At 68.4% G+C, this 21535-nt stretch carries 25 protein-coding genes and 3 tRNA genes; 9 read left to right on the top strand and 19 right to left on the bottom strand.

The genetic code is table 11. The annotated features are described in order from the left end of the window. Window positions 1-128: 128 nt before the first annotated feature. From QUE51_RS06750 to QUE51_RS06735, 4 genes are all read left to right on the top strand, one after another. Window positions 129-1082 carry a hypothetical protein gene (locus QUE51_RS06750; RefSeq protein WP_286278794.1) on the top strand — a complete coding sequence of 318 codons (954 nt, stop codon included), beginning with the start codon at window positions 129-131 and terminating at the stop codon, window positions 1080-1082. A gap of 177 nt (window positions 1083-1259) precedes the next feature. Further along, on the top strand, window positions 1260-1817 hold the full coding sequence (locus QUE51_RS06745) for a hypothetical protein (RefSeq protein WP_286278793.1): 558 nt from the start codon (window positions 1260-1262) through the stop codon (window positions 1815-1817). A gap of 429 nt (window positions 1818-2246) precedes the next feature. Continuing rightward, the gene (locus QUE51_RS06740; protein ID WP_286278792.1) at window positions 2247-2606 is read left to right on the top strand and encodes a hypothetical protein; all 360 of its coding nucleotides are present in this window, start codon (window positions 2247-2249) and stop codon (window positions 2604-2606) included. After that, window positions 2603-2857 (top strand): hypothetical protein, encoded by a 255-nt coding sequence (locus QUE51_RS06735; protein ID WP_286278791.1) that lies wholly within the window; start codon window positions 2603-2605, stop codon window positions 2855-2857. Before QUE51_RS06740 ends, QUE51_RS06735 begins: the two co-directional genes overlap by 4 nt. 186 nt (window positions 2858-3043) lie before the next feature. Here QUE51_RS06735 and QUE51_RS06730 read toward each other — a convergent pair whose 3' ends face one another. From QUE51_RS06730 to QUE51_RS06700, 8 genes are all read right to left on the bottom strand, one after another. Beyond that, complete coding sequence (locus QUE51_RS06730; protein WP_286278790.1) at window positions 3044-3619, bottom strand: hypothetical protein; 576 nt, start codon at window positions 3617-3619, stop codon at window positions 3044-3046. Window positions 3620-3767: 148 nt separating this feature from the next. Continuing rightward, entirely contained in the window at window positions 3768-3893 is a 126-nt protein-coding gene (locus QUE51_RS17885; RefSeq protein WP_350226730.1) for a PIN domain-containing protein, read from the bottom strand. Continuing rightward, window positions 3890-4228: a DUF4411 family protein gene (locus tag QUE51_RS06725; RefSeq protein WP_286278789.1), complete on the bottom strand. Its 339-nt coding sequence runs from the start codon at window positions 4226-4228 to the stop codon at window positions 3890-3892. Before QUE51_RS06725 ends, QUE51_RS17885 begins: the two co-directional genes overlap by 4 nt. After that, window positions 4228-5379 (bottom strand): XRE family transcriptional regulator, encoded by a 1152-nt coding sequence (locus tag QUE51_RS06720; RefSeq protein WP_286278788.1) that lies wholly within the window; start codon window positions 5377-5379, stop codon window positions 4228-4230. The genes QUE51_RS06725 and QUE51_RS06720 overlap by 1 nt, the downstream gene beginning before the upstream one ends. A gap of 637 nt (window positions 5380-6016) precedes the next feature. Further along, window positions 6017-6089: transfer RNA gene (locus QUE51_RS06715), tRNA-Arg, on the bottom strand. A 38-nt stretch (window positions 6090-6127) separates the two neighbouring features. After that, window positions 6128-6217: transfer RNA gene (locus tag QUE51_RS06710), tRNA-Ser, on the bottom strand. 71 nt (window positions 6218-6288) lie between these two features. Beyond that, window positions 6289-7596, bottom strand: coding sequence for an LCP family protein (locus QUE51_RS06705; protein WP_286278787.1), 1308 nt, complete (start codon window positions 7594-7596; stop codon window positions 6289-6291). 199 nt (window positions 7597-7795) lie between these two features. Continuing rightward, a complete protein-coding gene (locus QUE51_RS06700) occupies window positions 7796-8497 on the bottom strand; it encodes a TetR/AcrR family transcriptional regulator (protein WP_286278786.1) in 702 nt (233 codons plus the stop codon). A gap of 45 nt (window positions 8498-8542) precedes the next feature. Between QUE51_RS06700 and QUE51_RS06695 the strand changes: the two genes are divergently transcribed. Next, on the top strand, window positions 8543-9355 hold the full coding sequence (locus QUE51_RS06695) for an alpha/beta fold hydrolase (RefSeq protein WP_286278785.1): 813 nt from the start codon (window positions 8543-8545) through the stop codon (window positions 9353-9355). Between the two features lie 903 nt (window positions 9356-10258). On the opposite strand, the gene QUE51_RS17880 is transcribed toward QUE51_RS06695, so the two are convergent. The 3 genes from QUE51_RS17880 to QUE51_RS06685 are packed head-to-tail and all read right to left on the bottom strand — an operon-like array spanning window position 10259 to window position 12126. After that, the gene (locus QUE51_RS17880; RefSeq protein WP_491562653.1) at window positions 10259-10642 is read right to left on the bottom strand and encodes a ubiquitination-like system serine protease family protein; all 384 of its coding nucleotides are present in this window, start codon (window positions 10640-10642) and stop codon (window positions 10259-10261) included. Further along, on the bottom strand, window positions 10639-11835 hold the full coding sequence (locus QUE51_RS06690) for a DUF6791 domain-containing protein (protein WP_286278784.1): 1197 nt from the start codon (window positions 11833-11835) through the stop codon (window positions 10639-10641). The genes QUE51_RS17880 and QUE51_RS06690 overlap by 4 nt, the downstream gene beginning before the upstream one ends. Window positions 11836-11859: 24 nt before the next feature. Further along, window positions 11860-12126: a multiubiquitin domain-containing protein gene (locus tag QUE51_RS06685; RefSeq protein ID WP_286278783.1), complete on the bottom strand. Its 267-nt coding sequence runs from the start codon at window positions 12124-12126 to the stop codon at window positions 11860-11862. A gap of 85 nt (window positions 12127-12211) precedes the next feature. Between QUE51_RS06685 and QUE51_RS06680 the strand changes: the two genes are divergently transcribed. Next, window positions 12212-12595 carry a helix-turn-helix domain-containing protein gene (locus tag QUE51_RS06680; RefSeq protein WP_286278782.1) on the top strand — a complete coding sequence of 128 codons (384 nt, stop codon included), beginning with the start codon at window positions 12212-12214 and terminating at the stop codon, window positions 12593-12595. Then, entirely contained in the window at window positions 12592-13161 is a 570-nt protein-coding gene (locus QUE51_RS06675; protein ID WP_286278781.1) for an ImmA/IrrE family metallo-endopeptidase, read from the top strand. Before QUE51_RS06680 ends, QUE51_RS06675 begins: the two co-directional genes overlap by 4 nt. A gap of 112 nt (window positions 13162-13273) precedes the next feature. Here QUE51_RS06675 and QUE51_RS06670 read toward each other — a convergent pair whose 3' ends face one another. The 5 genes from QUE51_RS06670 to serS all read right to left on the bottom strand — a co-directional run bounded on the left by QUE51_RS06670 (window position 13274) and on the right by serS (window position 16119). Then, complete coding sequence (locus tag QUE51_RS06670; RefSeq protein WP_286278780.1) at window positions 13274-13576, bottom strand: hypothetical protein; 303 nt, start codon at window positions 13574-13576, stop codon at window positions 13274-13276. Window positions 13577-13877: 301 nt separating this feature from the next. Continuing rightward, window positions 13878-13962: transfer RNA gene (locus QUE51_RS06665), tRNA-Ser, on the bottom strand. Between the two features lie 68 nt (window positions 13963-14030). Further along, window positions 14031-14426, bottom strand: a complete 396-nt coding sequence (locus tag QUE51_RS17875) for an HAD family hydrolase (RefSeq protein WP_350226729.1) — start codon at window positions 14424-14426, stop codon at window positions 14031-14033. Further along, window positions 14423-14857, bottom strand: coding sequence for an HAD family hydrolase (locus QUE51_RS17870; protein ID WP_350226728.1), 435 nt, complete (start codon window positions 14855-14857; stop codon window positions 14423-14425). Before QUE51_RS17870 ends, QUE51_RS17875 begins: the two co-directional genes overlap by 4 nt. Continuing rightward, complete coding sequence (gene serS, locus QUE51_RS06655; protein WP_286278779.1) at window positions 14854-16119, bottom strand: serine--tRNA ligase; 1266 nt, start codon at window positions 16117-16119, stop codon at window positions 14854-14856. The genes QUE51_RS17870 and serS overlap by 4 nt, the downstream gene beginning before the upstream one ends. An 85-nt stretch (window positions 16120-16204) precedes the next feature. On the opposite strand from serS, the gene QUE51_RS06650 reads away from it, so the two are divergent. Then, complete coding sequence (locus tag QUE51_RS06650) at window positions 16205-17338, top strand: diacylglycerol/lipid kinase family protein (RefSeq protein WP_350226727.1); 1134 nt, start codon at window positions 16205-16207, stop codon at window positions 17336-17338. Window positions 17339-17351: 13 nt separating this feature from the next. Here QUE51_RS06650 and pheA read toward each other — a convergent pair whose 3' ends face one another. Then, window positions 17352-18305: a prephenate dehydratase gene (gene pheA, locus QUE51_RS06645; protein WP_286278778.1), complete on the bottom strand. Its 954-nt coding sequence runs from the start codon at window positions 18303-18305 to the stop codon at window positions 17352-17354. A 39-nt stretch (window positions 18306-18344) separates the two neighbouring features. On the opposite strand from pheA, the gene pgm reads away from it, so the two are divergent. Beyond that, on the top strand, window positions 18345-19961 hold the full coding sequence (pgm, locus tag QUE51_RS06640; RefSeq protein WP_286278777.1) for a phosphoglucomutase (alpha-D-glucose-1,6-bisphosphate-dependent): 1617 nt from the start codon (window positions 18345-18347) through the stop codon (window positions 19959-19961). Between the two features lie 66 nt (window positions 19962-20027). On the opposite strand, the gene QUE51_RS06635 is transcribed toward pgm, so the two are convergent. Further along, on the bottom strand, window positions 20028-20690 hold the full coding sequence (locus QUE51_RS06635) for an amidase domain-containing protein (protein WP_286278776.1): 663 nt from the start codon (window positions 20688-20690) through the stop codon (window positions 20028-20030). 57 nt (window positions 20691-20747) lie between these two features. After that, the gene (locus QUE51_RS06630; protein WP_286278775.1) at window positions 20748-21527 is read right to left on the bottom strand and encodes a M15 family metallopeptidase; all 780 of its coding nucleotides are present in this window, start codon (window positions 21525-21527) and stop codon (window positions 20748-20750) included. Window positions 21528-21535 lie beyond the last annotated feature (8 nt).

Genomic DNA, 21535 nt, shown 5'->3' with positions numbered 1-21535 from the left:
CCCGAATCTTCTTGCCCGGTGATTTTCAAGAAAATGCCTGATCAAATGAGGAACGCCCCCGGCTCGCACTGAGCACGGGGGCGGGGTTACTCTTCGTCCAGCGCCGGTCCTTCGACCGCCCGGCGCGGATGGATATCGCGATGCCGATCATACCGTTCGGGTCCCTCGTGGACGACGAGACTTCCCTAGAGGACCTGCTCGCTTCTCTCTTGTCCGATCAAGAAGGGATTCTCTCTACTGACTCCGCACTGAAGCCCTCCCGCCAGCGTTCGACGGTAGAACTTCTCCAAGCCATTAGAGGCATTTCCTCGCGGAAGGACCTGAGGCTGTGCGGTCTCAACTGGAAGTGCGGTAGTGGGATCTTCTGCCCCCGATGCACGCCCCGCCTGAACGGCTACCTGATCCCCGCTGTTGCGCAGGCTGTGCGCGAAGCGCACTTCAGCGCCTTCGCGACGTTTAACATCGCCCACCGGCCAGGAGACAAGCTCCTGACGCTGAAGGGAGCCATGAGCGCCGGATGGACCCAGACCACCAGCGGAGCAGACTGGTCCAAGCTCCGCGAGAAGCATGGTGTTAGCGGATGGGTCCGGGCCTGGGACTTCACGTACAGCGAGTGGGCAGGGTGGAACCCTCACATCCCAGTGATCTTCACTTTCGAGAAAATCCCAGACCTCACTGAGTTCCGACAGGAGATCTCACACCGGTGGGTCCACGGTCTGCGCAAGAGCGGCCACGACGCCCTCGCCGTCCGGCAGTACGTCCGTGAGCGCTACGGGACGCCAGACCAGCTAGCGAGATATCTCCTCCACAACGACCCGATGCGCCACACGCCTGAGCGCAACGGAATGGTGGCACCCTCGTCCACCATCGGGGACATCCTCGGGGCGATGGCGGATGCCGTGCAGGACGGGGACATCGACGCCCCCGCCATCCGGCTGTGGCGGGAGTACGAGGGCGCCCTCTTCCGCCAGCACGCAGTAACCCCATCGCAGAGCGTGCGCCCCGCCCTGACCGAGGCGCGTCGCCGTGCCAAGAACGGCTGGCAGGGCCAGCGCGTAACGGCCAGCGGCACCCACCGGTAACGCGGCGCCAGGCACCTACTGCCCGCATGGGGGTGCGCGGGCACCGCTGATTCAACCGCAGGCCAGCCCGGGAGAGCACCGCCTCACGTGACCAGTGATGCCCATCCTTCGACCTCGCTCGGACTGGCCGATATTACTCACGAAGCACCGGAACCGATGACCGAGGGAGGGGAACCCATGCCACGTGCCTGCACGGTGTGCCAGAGCCCGGCCAAGGAGGCGCTCGAAGCCCGCGTCGCCTCTGGAGAGTCCATCGCCTCCACCGCCAGGTTCTTCCGGATCGGCGCGGATTCGATCCGGCGTCACGTCATGGCGCATCTCACACCCAAGGGCCTGGCGGCGGTCAAGGACACAGGGTGGGAGAGTCCGCCGGACTTCTACGCCCGAGCGCTCCACCTGGCCGACGGCCTCCGGGACTCCCGCATCGCGGCCCAGGCCGCAGGCCGCACCAGTGAGGCCGTCCGAGCCGCAGACGGCGAACTCCGCGCACTCCAGTTCATCGCCGGAAAGCTCGGCTTGGACGACGCCGAGGCCGTCGACCTGACCAAGGCTTGGGAGGGCATCACGAGAGCCGCCCTTCGGGCTGTCCGGCGTGATCCGGCCCTCGGCGCCGCACTGGCCGACGAACTCGACCGGCTCGGGGATCCAGAGAGCGCCGCCGAGTTCCGCGAACTCGCCGCCAGCCACCAGCCCGCCCACCAGCCGACCGCCGTCCGGAAGGACTCAGCATCATGACCACCTCCCGCCCCCTCGCGCCGGGGGATCAGATCCACTTCCTCCACGCGGGATTCACCATCGCCACCAGCACGGCACACGAGGCGGGCCACACCAGCCGCCGAGGCGAGACGGCCACTTTGACTGCCGCCATCATCGATGCGTCGAAGGATCGGAACGGCGATAGCTGGCTTGATCTCGTCGATGATCCCGACGGCCAGGTTCAGCGATGGGGCCGGGTCATGGTCTCGCGCGGCCCTGCGCCCGAGGGCATGTCCGCCGTGGACATGACCAACGCCGCCGATGTCGACGACGCGCGTGCCCGGGAACTGGCCGCCGCCTGGGCCGAGCCCCGAGCCGCCGTGAGCAGGCCGTCAAGGCCGTGCACCAGAGGTACGGCAGGGCGACGACCTCGCAGACGCTCAACACCTTCCACGCTGATTACTCCCGATGAGCGACGAGTACCGACGGCGGGGCCAGAAGTTCCGAGAGTTGGCGGCGTTGTTCATGGGCGCCGAGGGCATCCCGGTCCGGCCTCGTCAGGTCGCCCGCACGTTCGCGGCGATGTTCGATCTCGACAGCGACGAGCGCGGAGATCTGCAAGGGCTCAGCGACTGGGCAATCGTCACCCGCGCCAACCAGACGCTAGACCCGACCGGGGCGCTTCGGGAGGCCGCAGAAGCCGCAGAGGCCGACAGCAAGGGCCGCTACGCCGCCGTGCTCTACCGGCGGGGCTACGGCGCAGGCGAGCAACTGGCCGTGCTCCGCCTCGTCGACTTCGCCCACCTGCTGAAGCGGGCCGATCCGTGAGCCTCCCCGTCCGCGTCGGAGACGTGACCTTCTTGGCCCCACGTGGAAGCTGGGTCACGCATATCGACGATCTCGACGGCCAGCGGGCGGCGTTGATTCTGCTCCCTATCGAGAAGTGCGGGCCAGTGGCCCTCCGACTGACCGCCGACGGCCAGGTGAGCGGCATCAGCGGCGAGGACGTCCAGAAGCTGTTCTGGCGCTTCTTCTACCCCATTATCGAGAAAAGGGCGCCTGCCTTGATCGCCACCTAGGCCAATAGACACCCGCGCCGCCGGTCAATCCCTCCTCCGGGCGTAGGCGGCGGCGCGGGGCGGTGGGGAGAAGGGTTCCAAGCGGCTTCCTTGTGGCCGCTGGTCTTCCCGCCACCTCGGTGCGGCGCCCCAAACAGTGATCTCGGGCAGGGCGCCGCATCGGGACCAGCATTTGTCTGGCCGCTGTTAGGGAAGAACGCCGACCTCGTCGGCCCACGCATCGGCGAATGCGTACTGGTCCTCGGGCTCGCCCGTGTCTAGCCACATCCTGGCCACGCCGACGGCGGTCTGCATCGCTTCCTCGCATTCCGCAGGCGCGGCCCCAGGAGTGTTCCTGCACTCCTCGGGGACCGGCCTCCACATCAGCAAGCTGGAATACGAGTTGTCGACCAGATCGGTGAACTGGCCGTTGTCCTTGAACGCGTAGGGCTCGATCTTTGCTCGGAAGCTCGGGACGATCTCATCGAACTCGTCGACCTTGGTCCAGCATTCGGCGATGTTCGCCTCAGATCCCTCCTCGACCCCGATCACATCGGCTATGTAGAACACGAAGCACTTGTCGATCTGGTTGGCGCTGTAGCGAATGAGAAACGTGTCATCGACGGTCATCGCGGTGCGCAACTCGTCGACCGGATCCACGGGCGTAGGGGTCGGGGCGGGCGCTTCTGCGGTCACCGTGACCGTGGCGGCAGGCGCGGGCGCCGCGCACGCGGTCAGCAGTCCGAGAAGAGCGCCAACCATCGCGAGGGGTCCGTACCGCATCGATCCTCCTCGTGCGCTTTGAGGGAACTGTACGGGTGCTTCGCCTCCTCGGTCGACCCTTCCGGGTGCGACGCCTGAAGGCGGCCCGAGGCGTGATGTGCCTCGGTTGGCGCTGTCACCCACCCGAGGCCGCTGTGCGAAGGCCTTCCTAGTCGAAACGCCAGCCCAGCGCCCGTACGAGTTGTCGCATGTCGAAGACTGGGTGACTCTTGTCGTTGCAGACGTTGGGGATGTGCGGCTTGTTCGCGCTGTTGGAGGCTTTCTCGTAGGTCACGACGGGGAACCCGCGCGCCAGACCCAGCCCAATGACGAAGGGGTCGACGGTCGAGCGCTTGCCCCCTGTGTGATCAGGCCCGGGTGACTCTTCAGAACCTCTGTCGTGGCGTCCTGGATGTCGGTGTCCAAAGGCACGAAGAAGTGAGGGTGTTCCTTCGCCCACTCGTGGACGGCGTCGTCGCGCTTTGCTAGCTCGGCCTTCACCTGCTCCACCGCCTGGAACGTGCCGTCGTCGACGGCCTCGTCGAAGCGCTCCCAGAAACCAGGGAACACGTCGGGCCAGTAGTGATCCCTCCAGGCGGTGATGAGCACGCTGGTGTCGATTGAGTACATCAGTCGACCTCCGGCACGCGTGCGCGAGCCAGCATCTTGGGAATCTGGTCAACCTTCGCGTTGAGCATGTTCGAGGTCTCGTAGGTGGTCAGGTATCCCTCCGACAAGGCGCCGACCACGCTTCGCACGTAGCCCTTGCCCAGATTGCGGACCTTGGTACGGAGACCGTCGCCGCCTCCGTTGGCGCGCGCGTCAGAACCGCTGGAGTACCGGTCGTCCTCCGAGCGGGCATCGCGCCACGCGTCGTAGAAGCTCTTGCTCGCGCGCTGGTGCGTAACGAGCTTCCGAAGGATCACCTCGGGACTCACGCCCCACACCCGGGCCTCCTCTCGGAGGGTCGCCAGCGGCCAGTTTTCTTGATTTTTGCTGGCCTGGGTCACTATCGGGCGGGTCGCGAACTTAGCGCTCGGGACCAGGATCTCCGCCGCGATGCGATTGCACTCGACTTCTAGGCGATCCACGTCCCTCGGGGTCCGACTGTCCTCGTGGAGGTCGCACAGCGCCGAAGTGTTGGCCAGCAAATGGGCGTACTCGTGCAGAAGCGTGAAGATGCGCCGATTGAAGTGAGTGCCGCCGTTGACTGCGATGACGGGGACCGGATCGAAAGCGATGGAGAACCCGTCAGCTTCCGCACTCGGCACCCGAGTCGCGGTCACGACGAGCACGCCGACCTCTTCGAGGGCACTGCTCCAGTAGAAGAACCAGTCGGTCGGCTTGCCAGACGGTCCGGGGCGTTTGACAAGCGCATGCTCGTCGAGCATCACTCGGGCGTAGCTCTCCATGTCATGCTCCGCCGCCGGTGTGCGCCACATCCCGGACGGGGCTTCATCCCGGAGATCCAGAATCTCTAGGACGTTCTCGCGCTGGGCCTCGGCTCGCCGGATCTCCGCCGCCAAGTTCGGGCTCTCGGGGTACTGACCCGCCCGCCAAGGCCGCCGGAAGTCCCGTACCCGCTCGGGCACGTCAGGCCGCTCACTCAGGAAGAACGCCGCTAGAGGGCGACGATAGAGGTCCGCCATGTTCTGGAGCTTCGCGACTGTCAGGCCCGCCTGGCCGTGCTCCCACGCCTCCAACTCCGCCGCACCGACGTGCAATCGCTGGGCCGCGCTTTCCACGCTGAGACGCGCGGTCTCTCGTGCCCACACCAGCATGTCTGGGTTGGGGTGCGCGGGGATGGAGCGAGACAGGGTGGCCTCCTGCGGTGGTCGATCCGACACTACATAGCCGCCGGGGTCCAGCGGCACTCCCTCGAACGGGCCTCACGACCCCGGCGTGGGTTCTATTTGCTGGCGCGATGGCTTGCCCGCCCAGGGCCATGGCCATAGCTCGGGACGGTCGGTCACGTCCTGCCCACCACGCCAAACGCGCGACCAGGCAGGCTCCAGGCCGTGCGCCCGATTGAACTCCAGGTCGCGCCTGAGCATCGGGGAGAGAGTGATGCCCATCAATGCGAACCGTTCTTCGTCGTCCAGTGTTGTCTCCGTCCTGTGGATAAGAACGGCGACCGGCCTCGCCGCCGCCTACGGTACGCCCCATGACCGACACGCTCGATTTCGTAGGAGCGCGCAACTGCCCAGCCTGCCTTCTGCCGCTCGACGACGCTGAGACGGCGGCGGGCCTACCGTTCTGGCGATGCGACCAGTGCGGCCTGACCGTGCTTTAGGGGGCCGATCACCCTGCCCAGTCGAGGCCGTTATCGGCCCGGGATTGCACGTGAATTGCACGGGGATCACCAAGCAATGAAGAAGGCCCGGCCAGAATGTGCTTCTGACCGGGCCTTCTTTTCTGCGCGCCCGGAGGGACTCGAACCCCCAACCTTCTGATCCGTAGTCAGATGCTCTATCCGTTGAGCTACGGGCGCAGGTCTTCCGCTGCAAGCCGGGGCTCACAAGCGATTCGCGGAGACGGAGGGATTTGAACCCTCGGAGGGGTCAAACCCCTCTCCACCTTAGCAGGGTGGTGCACTCGACCGGACTATGCGACGTCTCCAGTGGTCTCAGCAAGCATAGCCGGGAACGCGGCGCTCCCGTGACCGCCAGGCTCCGGCCCGACGAGTTCGGCTACTGGTCGTCGAGGGAGCGGCCCACCGAGCAGGTCTCCTGCGCGGCGGACTGACCGAGGACGCCGGACGGCATCTGGGCGACGCCGCCGTCCGTCGGCGTCGGCGTGGCGGAGGGGTCGCCCTCGGCCGGAGCATCCGTCGCCGTGTCGCTCGGTGCCTCGGTCGGCGCCGGCGTCTCGGTGCCGGGAGCCGGGACGGAACCGGTGGCATTCTCCGGATCCGGGGCGCTGAGCGCGATCGGCTGGTCCGCCTGGATGGCGGAGAAGAGGGCGTCGGCGGCATCCGAGTTCGGGTAGAGACCGGACTGGTCGTAGCTCTCGACGGTGGGGTACTGGACGAAGACGATCTTGTCGAGGTCGATCGGAGCGAGCGCCTTGGCGATCTGCACCATCGTGTCCACGCTCTTGAGCGAGTCGGAGAAGGTCATGTTGCGCACCGCGGCACCGGCCAGGCCGTACAGCTTCGTGACATCCGTCAGGGTCGACGCGCTCTTCACCTTCCTCACCAGGGAGGAGAGGAACACCTGCTGCGAGCTGATGCGCGTGATGTCGCTGCCGTCGCCGACGCCGTAGCGGGTGCGGAGGAACTTCAGCGCGTCCATGCCCTGCAGGTCGTGCACGCCGGCGGGCAGGTAGAGCTCGGTGTGGTCGTCCTCGATGTCCTGCGCGACGCAGACGGGCACGCCGCCGACCGCGTTCGACATCTCAATGACGCCGTCGAAGGTGATCTCCGCCGCGAACGGGATCACGAGGCCCGTGAGGTTCTCCACCGTCTTCACCGCGCAGGCGAGGCCGCCGTTGGCCGATCCTCCGCCGTAGTCGAGCGCCGTGTTGATCTTCGACTCCTCGACCGGGCCGTTCGTGTTGCCCTGCCCGTCCTCGCACTCGGGGATCTCGACGTAGGTGTCCCGGGGGAAGCTGACGGCGACGGCGTTCGTGTGGTCCTGGGAGATGTGCAGCAGGATGTTGACGTCGTTGAGCTCGCTCTCCGGGTCCTCGCCGTAGGAGTAGACGGAGTTCGCCCGGCTGTCACTGCCGATCAGCAGCAGGTTGACGCCGCCGTCGATCGCACTGATCTCCGGGATCTTGCCGATCGTCTGCTCGTTGCCGAGGTGCACGGTCTTCACCTGGCGGGACAGGTCCCACGCGGCGATGCTCGTGACGGTCATCGTGCTGACCAGCACCACCGACAGCGCGATGCCGAGGAACTTGAGGATCGAGAGGGCGGCGTTCGGGGTCCGCTGCCTGCCGTGCCGGGCGATCGGGCGCACCGCGGGGGAAGGGGAGGTTCGGCGTGAACCGCTCATGAATCCCTTCCCGTGACGTCTGGTGAGCCTGAGCGCGAGCGTCGCGACGGCGGAGGACGCAGAGAATACTGCCCCAGCCCGCTTGAATCGGCCTGGGAACGAGGCTAAGCGACGGAGTCTGAGTTACCGCGTAGCGGCGCGTTGCTCCTCGAAGTGGGGGTGACCGCTTCCGCCGCTCCCGGGATGCCCGTCGCTGCCGCTACTCGGGTTCGGAATCGGCGTGCGGCATCCCGACGACCCCGTCGTCGAGGAGTCCGGGAAGGACGGCGCGGACCGTGCGCTCGAACAGGTCCGCCGGCTCTGGCCGCTCCACCGGTCGCGCGAGCTCCCGAAGAAGGAAGGGGTGCGCTTCGGCCGTGGCGAGGGAGAACAGCCGCCGCGGATCGGCGCTCCCCGCATCTGCACCGCGGGCGAAGAGGCTCGCGAGCCCGGTGACCATGGCGAGCGCCTCGAACTTGGCAGCGGTGCTCGCGGGCACGGCGGCGAGGATCGCCAGGCCCGTCTCGAAGTGCTCGAGGGTCCGGGGCCCGAACACGGCGGACCTGCCGCTCAGCTCAGGAAGCCAGGGGTGCCGGCGGTAGAGGTCGAGCGCGCTCCGAGCGAGCGCGACCATGTCGGCGAGCCAGACGCCGCTCCTCGGCACGGTCAGCGCATCCGCGAGCGCCGCATCCGCCATGAGGGCGAGCAGCTCGTCCCGTGACCCGACGTATCGGTACAGGGCGCCCGCGACCGTGCCCGTCGCCTCAGCGAGAGCCCGCATCGTGACGGCGGCGAGACCTTCGGCATCCGCCACCCGGATGGCCGCCGCGGCGAGGTCCTCGCGCGTCAGGCCCGGCCGCGGACCCCGCCCCCGGCGAGGGGGCCGCTCCCAGGGAGAGGGCGCATCGCTTGTGTCGGGCACAGCGACATCCTAAACTGCGAACGTCGTTCACAGTAAGGAGCCCCGATGGAGGACGTCATATCCGAGGGTGCGGCCGCGGGACTTCGGATCCGCACCGTCGGCTCGGGACCCGGCGTGTTGATCCTTCACGGCGGCGGGGTCGTCGCCGACGACTACCGGCGGCTCGCCACGGCACTGTCCGACCGCTTCACCGTGCATTCCTACGACCGCCGTGGGCGTCCCGGCGGTCCCCCGATCTCTCCGGACCACGCCACCGAGGTGGACGTCGCCGACCTGGCGGCGGTGCTCGAGCGCACCGGGGCCACCAAGATCTTCGGCCACAGCGGCGGCGCCTTTATCGCCCTGCAGGCGAGGCTCCGCCTGCCGTTGACCCGCATCGCGGTGTACGACCCGGGCATCTCGGTCGACTCGAGCGTCTCAGCCGGCTGGCTGCCCGCATTCGACCGCGCCCTCGCGGCCGGCGACAGGCCCCTCGCGATGGCTCTGGCCGGCGCCGGCGCCTCCGGGGGCGAGGGCGTCGCCGCCCGGCTGCCCCTCGCGGCGCAGGTCGCGATCACCCGGGTGTTCCTCCGCACTCCGGTCGGCCGGAGGATGAGCGAGCTGCTGCCCACCATGTCGACGGAGGTGGGCCTCATCGCCGCCCACGACGGACCCGCGTCGCAGTACGCCGGCGTCACGGCCGAGGTGCTCCTCGCCTATGGGAGCCGCAGCGCGTCCTACTTCGGCGACACCTGCCGCAAGCTGGCCGCAGCCCTGCCGCATGCGCGAGCGCTGCGCATCCCTCGCTCCGGCCACAACGCGGCGAACATCGCGCGCCCCGACTTCGTGCGGCCGTTCGCGCAATTCCTGGCAGGCTGAGAGGTGACGAGGCTCCCCGCGGGCGGGGTGGTCCCGCGGGGAGGCCTCATCGGTCGACGCGAACGGGGCATGCCGGTGTGGGGAGCACCTCGGGTGGCTGCCGTCCGCAGCCGGTTGGGGCGACCGGTGCGTGTCACGTCGTTGTTACGTTCCCAGCATGGCGTGTCCGCAGACAGGGGGACATGGCCCACTCGGGGGTTGCAGGGCCACTCGGATTCGCTCGCGAGCCGGGGACGTCCGTCGGATCGGACCGGGGGACGGGTGTGGGTGCTGTGTCCTCCAAATGACGGGCACTCCCTGTGGGGGAGCAGTTTCCGCGAATCCTTGGGAGGATCTACTCACACCGCCACTGGCACTCGTATTCGGGTTACGAGTCGCAGGGGCGGAAGAGACAGATCGCCATCGGGTTATGGCGCATCACGGGGCCGCGTTCCTAGGGGTAGGAACCGCGGCCCCTTTCCTTTCCCCGGGCGGCGCCTGTCGAGGTGGCAACTGTTGCTGCCACCTCGCCGTCGAGAGAGCAAGTGCCACCTCGTGGCGGACCCGCCAGCGGAGACCCTGGATTCGAACTAGAAAGTCGGCATGTCCCCTCGTTCCACGAGATAGATCAAGGACGCCGTCATCCGGAAATTCTTGACCGGGGAGTCGCGAGAGACCTCACCGGTTTGCGCAGCAATTGTGGGCAGAGGCGACTCTCGCCAGGCAGCGACGAGTGCCAATTGCAGGGTCAACGCCAACCCTCGAACGAGCTCGTTGCCGGCCAGGCGCGGGCAGCCACCCGAGCCCCGAGGCGCGACGGTGGTTCGCCGGTCTCACGCGCGGGGGAAAGGGTAAAGCTGCTCTGCGATGGAGGCGCCGTCGTGCAGCTTGTCCGCGACCGCAGGGGTGGCCGGAATGTCGGGGTTATCGCCTGGACCCAAAGAGTCGACCCAATACCCGTCGCCACGCTGGCTGTCGAGCGGAGCTGAGTGCATGGTCGTCAGCCGCCTGATTGCGAAGGACTTGTTCCCGCGTGAAATCCTGCGCCCAGGAGATGGTGCTGTGATCGATCACGTAGTGCGACCGGCATGGCAGAGTCCAGTTGCCGATTGAGGGCCATAGGGACACCGAGCCGTCGAAGGCGAGCACCCATTGACCGGGCGAGAGCGGTGTGATCACCTCGCGACCGCAGCCACAGGCGCAACTGTGTGCAGCCGTGGAGAAGTGGGTTGAAACGTACAGCACACCGGGCTCGAGCGGCCTGGGGAAGGACTTGACGAACCTGCCTTCGATGCGCTCGACCGTCACAGCTCTTCCTCCTGACCGGCCGAGGTGTCGTCGATCAGGCCGTTGCGAATGGTGTTGGTAAAGAGCTTGTAGACGACCTCGTCCGCGCTTTCGGCCTTCGCGTAGTAACCGAGGTACTTTTTCCAGCTGATGACGGCGAGGATCGCGTTCAAGCTGTTGAGGTCAGCGACCTGGATGTTGCGGTCGTACTCGTTGATGCCGCCCTGCGAGGTCGCGGTGTCCTGAGCGCCGCGGTCCGGGAAGTGGTTCACGGCCGCGAGAAGGCCGGAGAGGCCGGCGCCCTCGTCCCTGATGCCCATGCCGACCTCGATTGTCGGGACGCCGTTTTGGCGCAGCCAGTCCAGGATCATCGGCTTCTCCTTCGCGTCAGCCGCGGCCATGAAGACGAACGAGCAACCATTGAGTTCCGTGACGTTGGCCTCCGTGATGAACACGGGATGGGCCGTGATGCCGGTGTGCATGTGGCCGTACTTCTGTGCGAAGTACTCGGCCTTGTTCGGGCGCATCTGCAGTTCCGAGAGGGAGGCGGCCCCTGGTGCACGGTAGGCATTGTGGTTGTCGAATGCGTCGCCGTCGAATAGGTCGATCGCATCGACCCAGGTCTTCGCGACCTGGTCGAGGATGTAGCTCCCGGTGCCTCCGAGCCCGATGATGCCGATGCGCTGCCCGCGGAAGACCGCGTTCATGGCGGCGAGTCCTGCTCTCGCCGTTCCCGTGTCGGGGTAGACGAACGGCAGGTCGTCCGGGATCTCGTTCCACCCAGCGCCGGGGGTCGCGGTCACCGATTCGTCGACAATCTGGGCGGGGTGGCTGAGAACTCGCACGTAGGACGTGATCTTGTCGTACGTGTTCGCGAAGGCCCCGATCCCCTTCGGCTTGCTCGAGATCATGAAGTTCGCGATCAGCTGCGCGGTGATGGCGTGCGGCTCGGGAGACGGGCCAGGGAGCGGTCGACCCCTCTCATCGCTCGGCTGTTCACCGACGAACCAGATCCGGTGGTCGCCGGCGCCGTCCTGCACGGTCGTTCCACTGAGGATCACCGGGAGGGCCAGGCGGCCGTACGCCACCGAACCGGCGGGAGTGACGTACGGCACGTGCTCGATGATGAGGTGGTTGCCCTCGAGGGAGAGGCAGTACCCCTCACCGAGCAGCCGGCTCGTCGACGGGTCAGCTGCGAACGGTGACGTAGACATCGAAGACCATGTCGCGCTTCACATTCACCGTCTTGCCGGGCTGGAGGGCCCCGGCACCGCCTCCGTTCGCCCCCGGGCGAACTCGATGCGGACGACGTCCCCGTCGTTCAGCGGCTCGGTCGGGAACGCGAGACCGTAGACCTGCTCGAACGAGATCATCTTCTCGGACCACTCGAACTCACGCGTGTTCACGTAGATCGTGGTCGCCTTCCCATGCTCCTTCTCCTGCTCCGGCATCGCGATCGACTTCCTTTCCTTGGCGCTGGTCACCGTGCCGCCAGTGCGCAACATCTGACGCGGTGCTCGAAGTTTCGAGCAGTACTATGCTAGCACGTGTGATCGAGATGTCGAGCAGTGCGCAGCGTTCGGCCCGGCGATGAGCGGCGAACGGCGGGTGGACGTCCAATCCCTTCACGCCGCTCTAGATCAGGCTCGGGAACGTCGAGGGTTGTCGTGGCGGCAGCTCGCGAAGGAACTTGGGGTGAGCCCGTCGACCATCTCCCGGATGGCGAACGACCTCAAGCCGGACGTTGAGGCATTCGCAGCGATGACGTCCTGGCTCCGGATGCCGGCAGAGAACTTCTACACCGCGTCTTCGAGTGAACTTGTCGACGAACAGCCAGACCTGGTTGCACAACTGGTCCCGCTGTTAAGGGCGCGCAAGGACCTAACGAGCAAGGACATTGCGTACCTGGAGGAGGTCATTGCAGCAGCGGCACGCCGATTTCAAGCAGGTAGTGATGCGCGGAGGGAGGATTGACGCGGTGGACCCAGAAGCTCATGCGAGAGGTTGCTCAGGAGGAGCGTGAAGCGCTGGGCCTTGCCGGCGGCGACCGCCTGGACCCCTACCGGCTCGCCGACGAGCACGGCATTCCGGTCTACACGCTCTCGGAGCTGCGGGAGTGGGAACTCACGGACGTAGCCCATCAGCACTTCTTTGAGAACACGAAGGGCATCTGGTCGGCCGCGCTCGTACCTCTCGGCCGCAGTCGAGTGATCATCGAGAACGACGCGCACGCCGAAGTGCGACGTCGGGCGAGCATTGCCCATGAACTCGGGCACCACTTGCTTGAGCACGCCTTCGAGGGTCTCCTTCTCGGCGCGGATCACAGCCGAGTTCTCGACGCGACGAAAGAGAAGGAGGCGACCTTCGTCGCCGGAGAACTGCTAGTGCCCGAAGCCGCGGCGAGAAAGGCCGCCTTCGCCAAGTGGACCAACTTGCAGGTGGCGCGAGCGTTCGGCGTCAGCGAGCAGTTCGCGCAGATGCAGATGAAAGGCCCGCGAGTCATCGCATCGCGAGCCGGGCGAAAGCAGCTGGGCGCCTAGTAATGGCCCGGTGCCTCACGGTCAGTAGAGTCCGACGTCTCGCGTGCGGGCCGATCGAGCCGTCCGCGTGGGTGATAGCGGTGATCTGTTGAAGCTACGGGAAGGGCTGGCTTCAGCGCTGCCGTCCACAGGTGCTACCTGGTCGGATCCAGGTCGGGGACCACATGTGGATGTGCCAGACCCAGTACGGCGCCGGCGGGCCCCTGATCGGGAAGAAGAAGATGCTGAACACCACCGCGGCGACGACGAACACGGCGCCGACGACCCGTCGGATGCGGAGGCCGTAGGAGGCGTCGAGCGCGATCAGTTCGTCGGGGGAGTCCGCCGCGGGCTGCTTCACCACCATCAGCCCGATCGCCGCGGCGAGCGCGAGCAGCATGTACGGCCCGAACGCGATGGAGTAGAAGAAGAACATCGTTGGGTCCGGGTACTGCAGCCACGGCGAGCAGCCGCCGACGAAGCCCGTCAGGATCGGCGCCGCTTTCCACTGACTCCGGATGGTGAGGTTTGGGCCGGGCGGGTTTGAGGCCGCGCACGGGTCTTGCTCCGACCATCTAGGCAGACCTGTTCGACGACGATATCGACCAGGCCGCCGACCGTCTCGACGTCGAACTGGCGCACGAGTGTGGGCAAGATGTGGCAAACGCCGATTTCGACGGCGTGTCACAGTCATCAGCACACCGACTGTTCGGCAGAAACACCGCTTCACGCGCCAGCGGAGGGCGTGGGATTCGAACCCACGAGACATCTCTGCCCACCAGTTTTCAAGACTGGCTCCATCGGCCGCTCGGACAGCCCTCCTCGCCCGGCCTCCCGGCCGGACGGGGCGAGTCTACCGAGCGGCAGGACGCCCGGTCAGCGGATCCGGGTCAGCGGATGGATGCGAGGACCGTCTGCAGGCCGTCCTCGGACACCGGCCCCGTGACCTCCGAGGCGACGGCGATGACCTCGTGCGGCGCCTGGCCCATCGCGACGCCGCGTCCGGTCTCGGCCGCCCAGCGCAGCATCTCGATGTCGTTGCGGCCGTCGCCCACCGCGATCACGTTCTTGCGGGGCGCGCCGAGGGTGCGGCGGACCCGCTCCAGGGCGGTCGCCTTGTTGACGCCATCCGGAGCGATGTCGAGCCACGCCGTCCAGCCCACGGTGTAGCTGACCCGGTGCAGGCCCATCCGCTCGACCACGCCGAGGAACTCCTCGACCGCGTGGTCCGGCGAGATGACGACGACCCGCGTGGCGCGGGTGTGCAGGAGGTTCTCGAAGGTCACGTGCTCCGACGAGAGCCCGAGCGCGCCCGTCGGGAACTCCCCGTGTAGCGGTAGAACCCCGTCTCGTCCTCCACCGCGTAGCGCGCGTCGAGCAGGTGCGCCCGCACGGTGGTCAGCACGCTGGTCGGGTCGAACGTCTCCACGTACTCCCGGCGGTAGCCCATCGGGGCCGAGGCATCGCGCCGGACGGTGATCGCCCCGTTGGAGCACACGCAGTACTCGGGCGCGATCCCGAGCTGGTCGAGGACCGGCAGGGTGCTCGCCACCGAGCGTCCCGTCGCGAGCATCACCTCGTGGCCCTCGCGGACGAGGCGCGCGACCTCCTCCGCGACGCCGTCGCTCACGACGCCGCTCTCGTGCAGGACCGTGCCGTCGATGTCGAGGGCGACGAGCATGCGGTCCGCGGGCCAGCCGGCCCGCCTGCCGATCATCGGCGCACCGGCTCGAGGACCTCCAGGCCGCGCAGATACGGCCGCAGGGCCTCCGGAACGAGCACCGAGCCGTCGGCCTGCTGGTGCGTCTCGAGCAGCGCGACGATCCAGCGGGTCGTGGCCAGCGTGCCGTTGAGCGTCGCGACCGGGCGGGTGCCGCCCTCGCCGCGCATCCGGATGCCGAGCCGGCGGGCCTGGTAGGTGGTGCAGTTCGAGGTCGAGGTGAGCTCGCGGAACGCGTTCTGCGTCGGCACCCACGCCTCCACGTCGAACTTCCGCGCCGCGCTGCTGCCGAGGTCCCCGGCGGCCACGTCGATCACCCGATAGCTGAGCCCGAGCGCCTGGAGCATGCTCTCCTGCCAGCCGACGAGGCGCTCGTGCTCGGCCTCCGCCTCCTCGGGAGTCGTGTAGACGAACATCTCCAGCTTGTTGAACTGGTGCACGCGGATGATGCCCCGGGTGTCCTTTCCATAGGACCCCGCCTCGCGGCGGTAGCACGTCGACCAGCCCGCATAGCGGAGCGGCCCCTGGGAGACGTCGAGGATCTCGTCGGAGTGCAGGCCGGCGAGCGGCACCTCGCTGGTGCCGACGAGGTAGAGCTCGTCCGAGGGCAGGTAGTAGATCTCGTCGGCGTGCTCGCCGAGGAAGCCGGTGCCCTCCATGATCTCCGGCTTGACGAGCGTCGGCGGGATCACCGGCGTGAAGCCGGCGTCGAGCGCACGATCCAGCCCGAGCGACATGATGGCGAGCTCGAGGCGCGCGCCGAGGCCCTTGAGGAAGTAGAAGCGGGCGCCGGACACCTTGGCGCCGCGGCCCATGTCGATGGCGTCGAACCCCTCGGCGAGCGCGAGGTGGTCGCGCGGCTCGAAGTCGAAGGAGGGCTTCTCGCCGACCTCGCGGAGGACGACGAAGTCCTCCTCGCCGCCTGCGGGCACGCCCGGCAGGACCACGTTCGCGATGGTCCGCGTCAGGTCGGTGAAGTGGCGCTCGGCGTCGCCCGCCGCCGCCTGCGCCGACTTCACGCCGCCCGCGAGCTCCTGGGCGCGCGCGACGAGGGCGGCCTTCTCCTCCTTGGCGGCGCCGGCGACCTGCTTGCCGAGCGCGTTCTGCTCGGCTCGCAGCCGCTCGAACTCGCTGATGGCGGCACGCCGGGCCGACTCCGCCTCGATGGCCTGATCCACCACGGAGACGGACGCCCGCCTGGCCTCCTGCGACCGCCGGATGGTGTCGGGATCATCGCGCAGAAGCTGGGGATCGATCACGGCGACCAGCCTACTGTTCACAGGATCGGCGGCTCCCGCCTGTCAACCGGCCGGAGCGACGCCCGGCGACCGCTAGCCTGACGACATGGCAGCGCCCGAGACCCGCATGGCCGCGGTCGTCTACAACCCCATCAAGGTCGACCTCGACACCCTCCGCAGCACGGTGGACGCCGCGGCGGAGGCCGCCGGCTGGAGCGCCTCCCGCTGGTACGAGACCTCCGAGGACGACCCCGGCGAGGGGATGACGCGCCAGGCCCTCGAGGACGGCGCCGACGTGGTGCTCGCCGCGGGCGGCGACGGCACGGTGCGAGCCGTCGCCCAGGGCCTGCGCGACTCCGGAGTCCCCCTGGCGCTGCTGCCCTCCGGAACCGGCAACCTCCTGGCCCGCAACCTCAACCTCACGCTCGGCAACCTGGAGGACTCGGTCGCCACGGCGTTCGAGGGGACCGACCGGGAGATCGACCTGGGCATCGTCGAGGTGCGCCGCCCCGACCAGTCGCGCGACCGCCTCGTCTTCCTCGTCATGGCCGGCATCGGGCTCGACGCGCAGATGATCGAGAACACCGACTCCGACCTCAAGAAGCGCGTCGGCTGGCTGGCCTACGTCGACGCCATCCGGAAGTCGCTGCGGGGCGACAACAACGTCCGGCTCCGCTTCCAGCTCGACGGAGCGCCGCCGCGCAACCTCCGCGTGCACACGCTCATGATCGGCAACTGCGGGTCGCTGCCCGCCAACATCCTGCTGCTGCCCGAGGCGGCCGTGGACGACGGCCTGTTCGACATCGTCGCCCTCCGACCGCAGGGCCTCTTCGGCTGGGTGCAGATCTGGGTCAAGATCGTGTGGGAGAACGGCGTCCTGCGCCGCAGCACGGTCGGCCGGAAGCTCCTCAACGGCCTCAGCCGCGAGGTCCGGGCCCTGAGCTACCTCAAGGGCAAGGAGATCATCCTCCGCCCCGACGAGCCCACCATCTTCGAGCTGGACGGCGACACCTTCGGCGAGGCCTCGGCGATCAAGGCGTTCGTCGACCCGCTCGCGCTGACGGTCAAGATCCCGCAGGCGGAGGCCGAGCGGCTGCCCGCGGCGGAGCGGACCGAGCTGGGTGCGACCCCCGCCGAGCAGGCGGAGCTGCCGCCCGAGGTGACGTCGATCAGCCCCGAGGACGCCACGGAGCCCGAGACTCCGATCGGCACTCCCGTGGCCGAGGGCACAGCGGGCTGAGCCTGCGGGTCGGCTACTCCGGCTCCCCCGAGAGGATGCCGCGGAGCCAGTCGCGCGCCTCGATGAAGATCTCGTCGTCGTAGCGGGACACGTACTCGGTCGGGACCTTGTCCGCGCGCGGGTACGACCCGAGGAAGACGACCTGGGGACTGAAGCGCCGGAGGCCGAGCAGGGCGTCGGCGACCCGCTCGTCGTGCAGGTGCCCGTCGAGGTCGACGACGAAGCGATAGCGGCCGAGCGCATCGCCGATCGGCCGGGACTGCAGCAGGGTCAGGTTGATGCCGCGCGTCGAGAACTGCTCGAGCAGCTCGAGCAGCGCACCGGAGCGGTCCTCCGGCAGCTCGGCGATGAGGCTCGTCTTGTCCGCGCCCGTCCGCTCCGGGATGTGCGTGGTGCGGCTGACGAGCACGAAGCGCGTCACGGCGTTGGGGTTGTCGCCGATCCGGTCGGCGAGCACCGCGAGCGGGTGGTGGTCGACGATCGTGGGCGGCGCGATGGCGGCGTCGGCCAGGACGGGCCCCTCCTCGAGCAGCTGCGTGGCGGCCTGCACGTTCGAGGTGGCGGGGAGGTGGGCGTGGTCGGGCAGGCGCGCTTCCAGCCAGCGCCGGCACTGGGCGTAGGCGACGGGATGAGCGGCGATCGTGCGCACGTCCTCGAGCGCGACACCGGGCCGCGCGACCAGCACGAAGCTCACCGGCACGAGGTACTCGCCGATGATGCGGAGGTTCGGGATGCTCGCCAGCGCGTCCTGGGCGGCGGTGACCCCGCCCTCGACGGAGTTCTCGATCGCGATCATGGCGGCCGTGCTGCGGCCCGACACCACGTCGTCGAGGGCCTCCCCCACGTTGTTGACGCTGCGCCACGGGCGGCCGCTGGCCTCGGGCACCTGCTGGAGGGCGGCCTCCGTGAACGTGCCCGCGGGACCCAGGAAGCTGTAGCTCGAGGCGGCGTCAAGGGGCCCGGGCATGGCTAGAGACTAGCGGCAGGCTCGGGCCAGGATGGGGGCATGACGCTTCGCGCGGGCACGCCTGCCCAGGAATCCGACCTCATCGACGTGGAAGCCCTGGTGCGGGCGTACTACGAACTGCACCCCGACGTCTCGGTGCCCGAGCAGCGGGTGGTGTTCGGCACCTCGGGCCACCGGGGCAGCTCGTTCGACACCGCGTTCAACGAGGACCACATCGCCGCGACGACCCAGGCGATCGTCGAGTACCGCACCGCCCAGGGCGTGACCGGTCCGCTCTTCATCGGCCGGGACACGCACGGGCTCAGCCGCCCGGCCGAGACCACCGCGCTCGAGGTGCTGGTCGCGAACGACGTGCGGGTGCTCACCGACGCCTACGACGGCTACACGCCGACGCCCGCCGTCTCGCACGCGATCCTCACCTACAACCGCGCCGGCCACGAGGACCAGGCGGACGGCATCGTCGTGACCCCGAGCCACAACCCGCCCAGGGACGGCGGCTTCAAGTACAACCCGCCGCACGGCGGTCCCGCCGACAGCGACGCCACCTCGTGGATCGCGCGACGCGCCAACGAGATCATCGAGGGCGGGCTGCGGGACGTGAAGCGTGCCGAGCCGAGCGCGGTGGAGGCGTACGACTTCCTCGGCGCGTACGTGGACGACCTGGCGAATATCATCGACATGGACGCGATCCGCGACTCGAAGATCCGGATCGGCGCCGACCCGCTGGGCGGGGCCAGCCTCGCCTACTGGCAGGCGATCCGCGACCGGTACGGGCTGAACCTCGAGGTCGTCAACGAGCGCATCGACCCCACCTGGAAGTTCATGACGCTCGACTGGGACGAGAAGATCCGGATGGACCCCTCGTCGGCGTCCGCCATGGCGTCGGTGGTCGCCCGGCGGGCCGACTACGACATCCTCACCGGCAACGACGCGGATGCGGACCGGCACGGCATCGTCACGCCCGACGCGGGGCTGATGAACCCCAACCACTACCTCGCGGTCGCGATCCAGTACCTGTACGCCAACCGGCCGGGGTGGCGCAGCGACGCCGCGATCGGCAAGACGCTCGTGTCCTCCACGATGATCGACCGCGTCGCCGAGTCGCTCGGCCGCCGGCTCTGGGAGGTGCCGGTCGGCTTCAAGTGGTTCGTGCCGGGCCTCGTGGACGGCTCCGTCGCCTTCGGCGGCGAGGAGTCCGCGGGGGCTAGCTTCCTGCGCTTCGACGGCACGGTGTGGACGACCGACAAGGACGGCATCATCCTCGCGCTCCTGGCCAGCGAGATCCTCGCGAAGACCGGGAAGTCGCCCAGCGAGCACTACGCCGCTCTGACCGAGCAGTTCGGCGCCCCGGCCTACGAGCGCGTCGACGCGGCGGCGACGAAGGACCAGAAGGCCCGGCTCGGCAAGCTGGACGGGGATGCGATCGCCGCCGAAGAGCTCGCCGGCGAGCCGATCACCGCCAAGCTCAGCGCGGCGCCCGGCAACGGCGCAGCGATCGGCGGGCTCAAGGTCGTGTCCGAGAACGCATGGTTCGCGGCCCGGCCGAGCGGCACGGAGGACGTCTACAAGATCTACGCCGAGTCCTTCAAGGGCGAGGAGCACCTGCGCGAGGTCCAGGAGGAGGCCCGCCGCATCGTCGACGCCGCGCTCGGCTGAGCCGGGCTCCACTTGCCGAAAAGTCCCGCTATTCGGGGCGGATAGCGGGACTTTTCGGCAAGTCGGTCAGTCGGCGAGGTGCCAGTAGTACGCGGTGCCGCCGGGGTGGTCGACCGTGATCGCCTCGTCGACGTCGCGGAAGTCCGAGTCCTCGGTGTGGCCGGCGAAGGCGATCTTGATGCCGGCGCCCGTCTTCTCCACGCGGGTCACGACGCCCGTGTGGTCGCGGTCCCCGCTGCCGTCCCAGTCGAACTGAACGATGTCGCCGGGCACCACCTGGTCGCGCTGGGTGTCGTCCAGGGCGGTCGCCCGTTCGGGATGCTCCTCGAGGTAGTCGCGGAGCGCGGTCGAGCTGCGCCAGGCGGCACCCGAGTCGTACACGGACGATGCGTCGTAGTACCACTCGTCGTCCTGCGTCCAGCCCCGCTGCAGCAGGGTCTGGCTGGTGAAGTTCACGCAGTCGTCCTCACCGAGGGTCTCGAACTCCGCCGTGTTGTAGGTCTTCCAGTACGTGAGCGCATAGGTCAGCTGGCGATTCACCGCGCTCGAGAGCCCCGCCGGCAGCACAGGACCGGACTTGGACCGGGATGCCTCCCCCGACGGAGTGCTCCCGGTGGCCGTGGAGCCCGGGGCCGCCCGATGCCCGGGAGCATCCGCCGTTCCGGCGCAGCCGGCGAGCGCCGAGACCAGGAGAGCGGCGATCAGGACGGGCCGGAGCGGGAGAGACACGAGGACCGAACGTACCCCGCCGATCTGGGACGAACCTTGGGATCGCCCCGGGGCCGATCAGAGGTAGCCGGGCGCGGGCGGGAGCCCGAAGAACTCCTCGAGCGTCGTGATGCCGGTGTTGTGCAGCTCCGCCGCGAGCTCGGGACCGATGTAGCGGAAGTGCCACGGCTCGAATTCGTAGCCCGTTATCGCGACCTTGTCGGCCGGATACCGCAGCAGGAAGCCGAATCGCCAGGCGTTGGCCGCCAGCCACTGCCCTTCCGCGGTGCCCGCGAAGCAGACGTCGAGCGAGCAGTATCCGGACTCCGCTCCGATGTCGATGGCGAGTCCGGTCTGGTGCTCGCTGTACCCCGGTCGGGCCGTGTCCGTGTCGGCGAACTCCTGGCCGTTGGCCGCCACATCGTCGTTGTAGACCGAGACCTGGCTGGAGTACGAGCGGTACGCGCTGTTGGACGCGAGGGCCAGCCCGGCCTCGTCGCTGGCCGCCTGGAACAGGGCCACGACGGCGCCGGCGGCCTCCTGCCGGAGCAGTGGATCCCACGTGTGAGCCACCGGCACATCCACGAGGTCGGGCGGCACGAAGTCGACGGGATTCACGGGTCGCACCTTGTCCACGACCACCCAGACGCTGGCCGGGTCGTCGATCGAACGCGCGGTCCGGTCGAAGGTCGGGGTCGGCACCGGTGCAGGCGCGGGCGGCGTCGTGGGCGCGATCGGCTGGGCGTCCGCCGCCGAGGTCGGCGCCGGAGTCGGAGCGAGCACCGGCTGCGCTGAGCACCCGGCGAGCACCGTGAGGAGCGCGCCGAGGGCAAGGGCGGAGGGGAGGCGGCGGCGCACCGGAGAAG

The organism is Naasia aerilata (assembly GCF_030296595.1).
Taxonomy (GTDB): domain Bacteria; phylum Actinomycetota; class Actinomycetes; order Actinomycetales; family Microbacteriaceae; genus Naasia; species Naasia aerilata.
The sequence above is the reverse complement of the archived record's forward strand: the minus strand, read 5'-3'. Positions and strand labels throughout refer to the sequence as shown.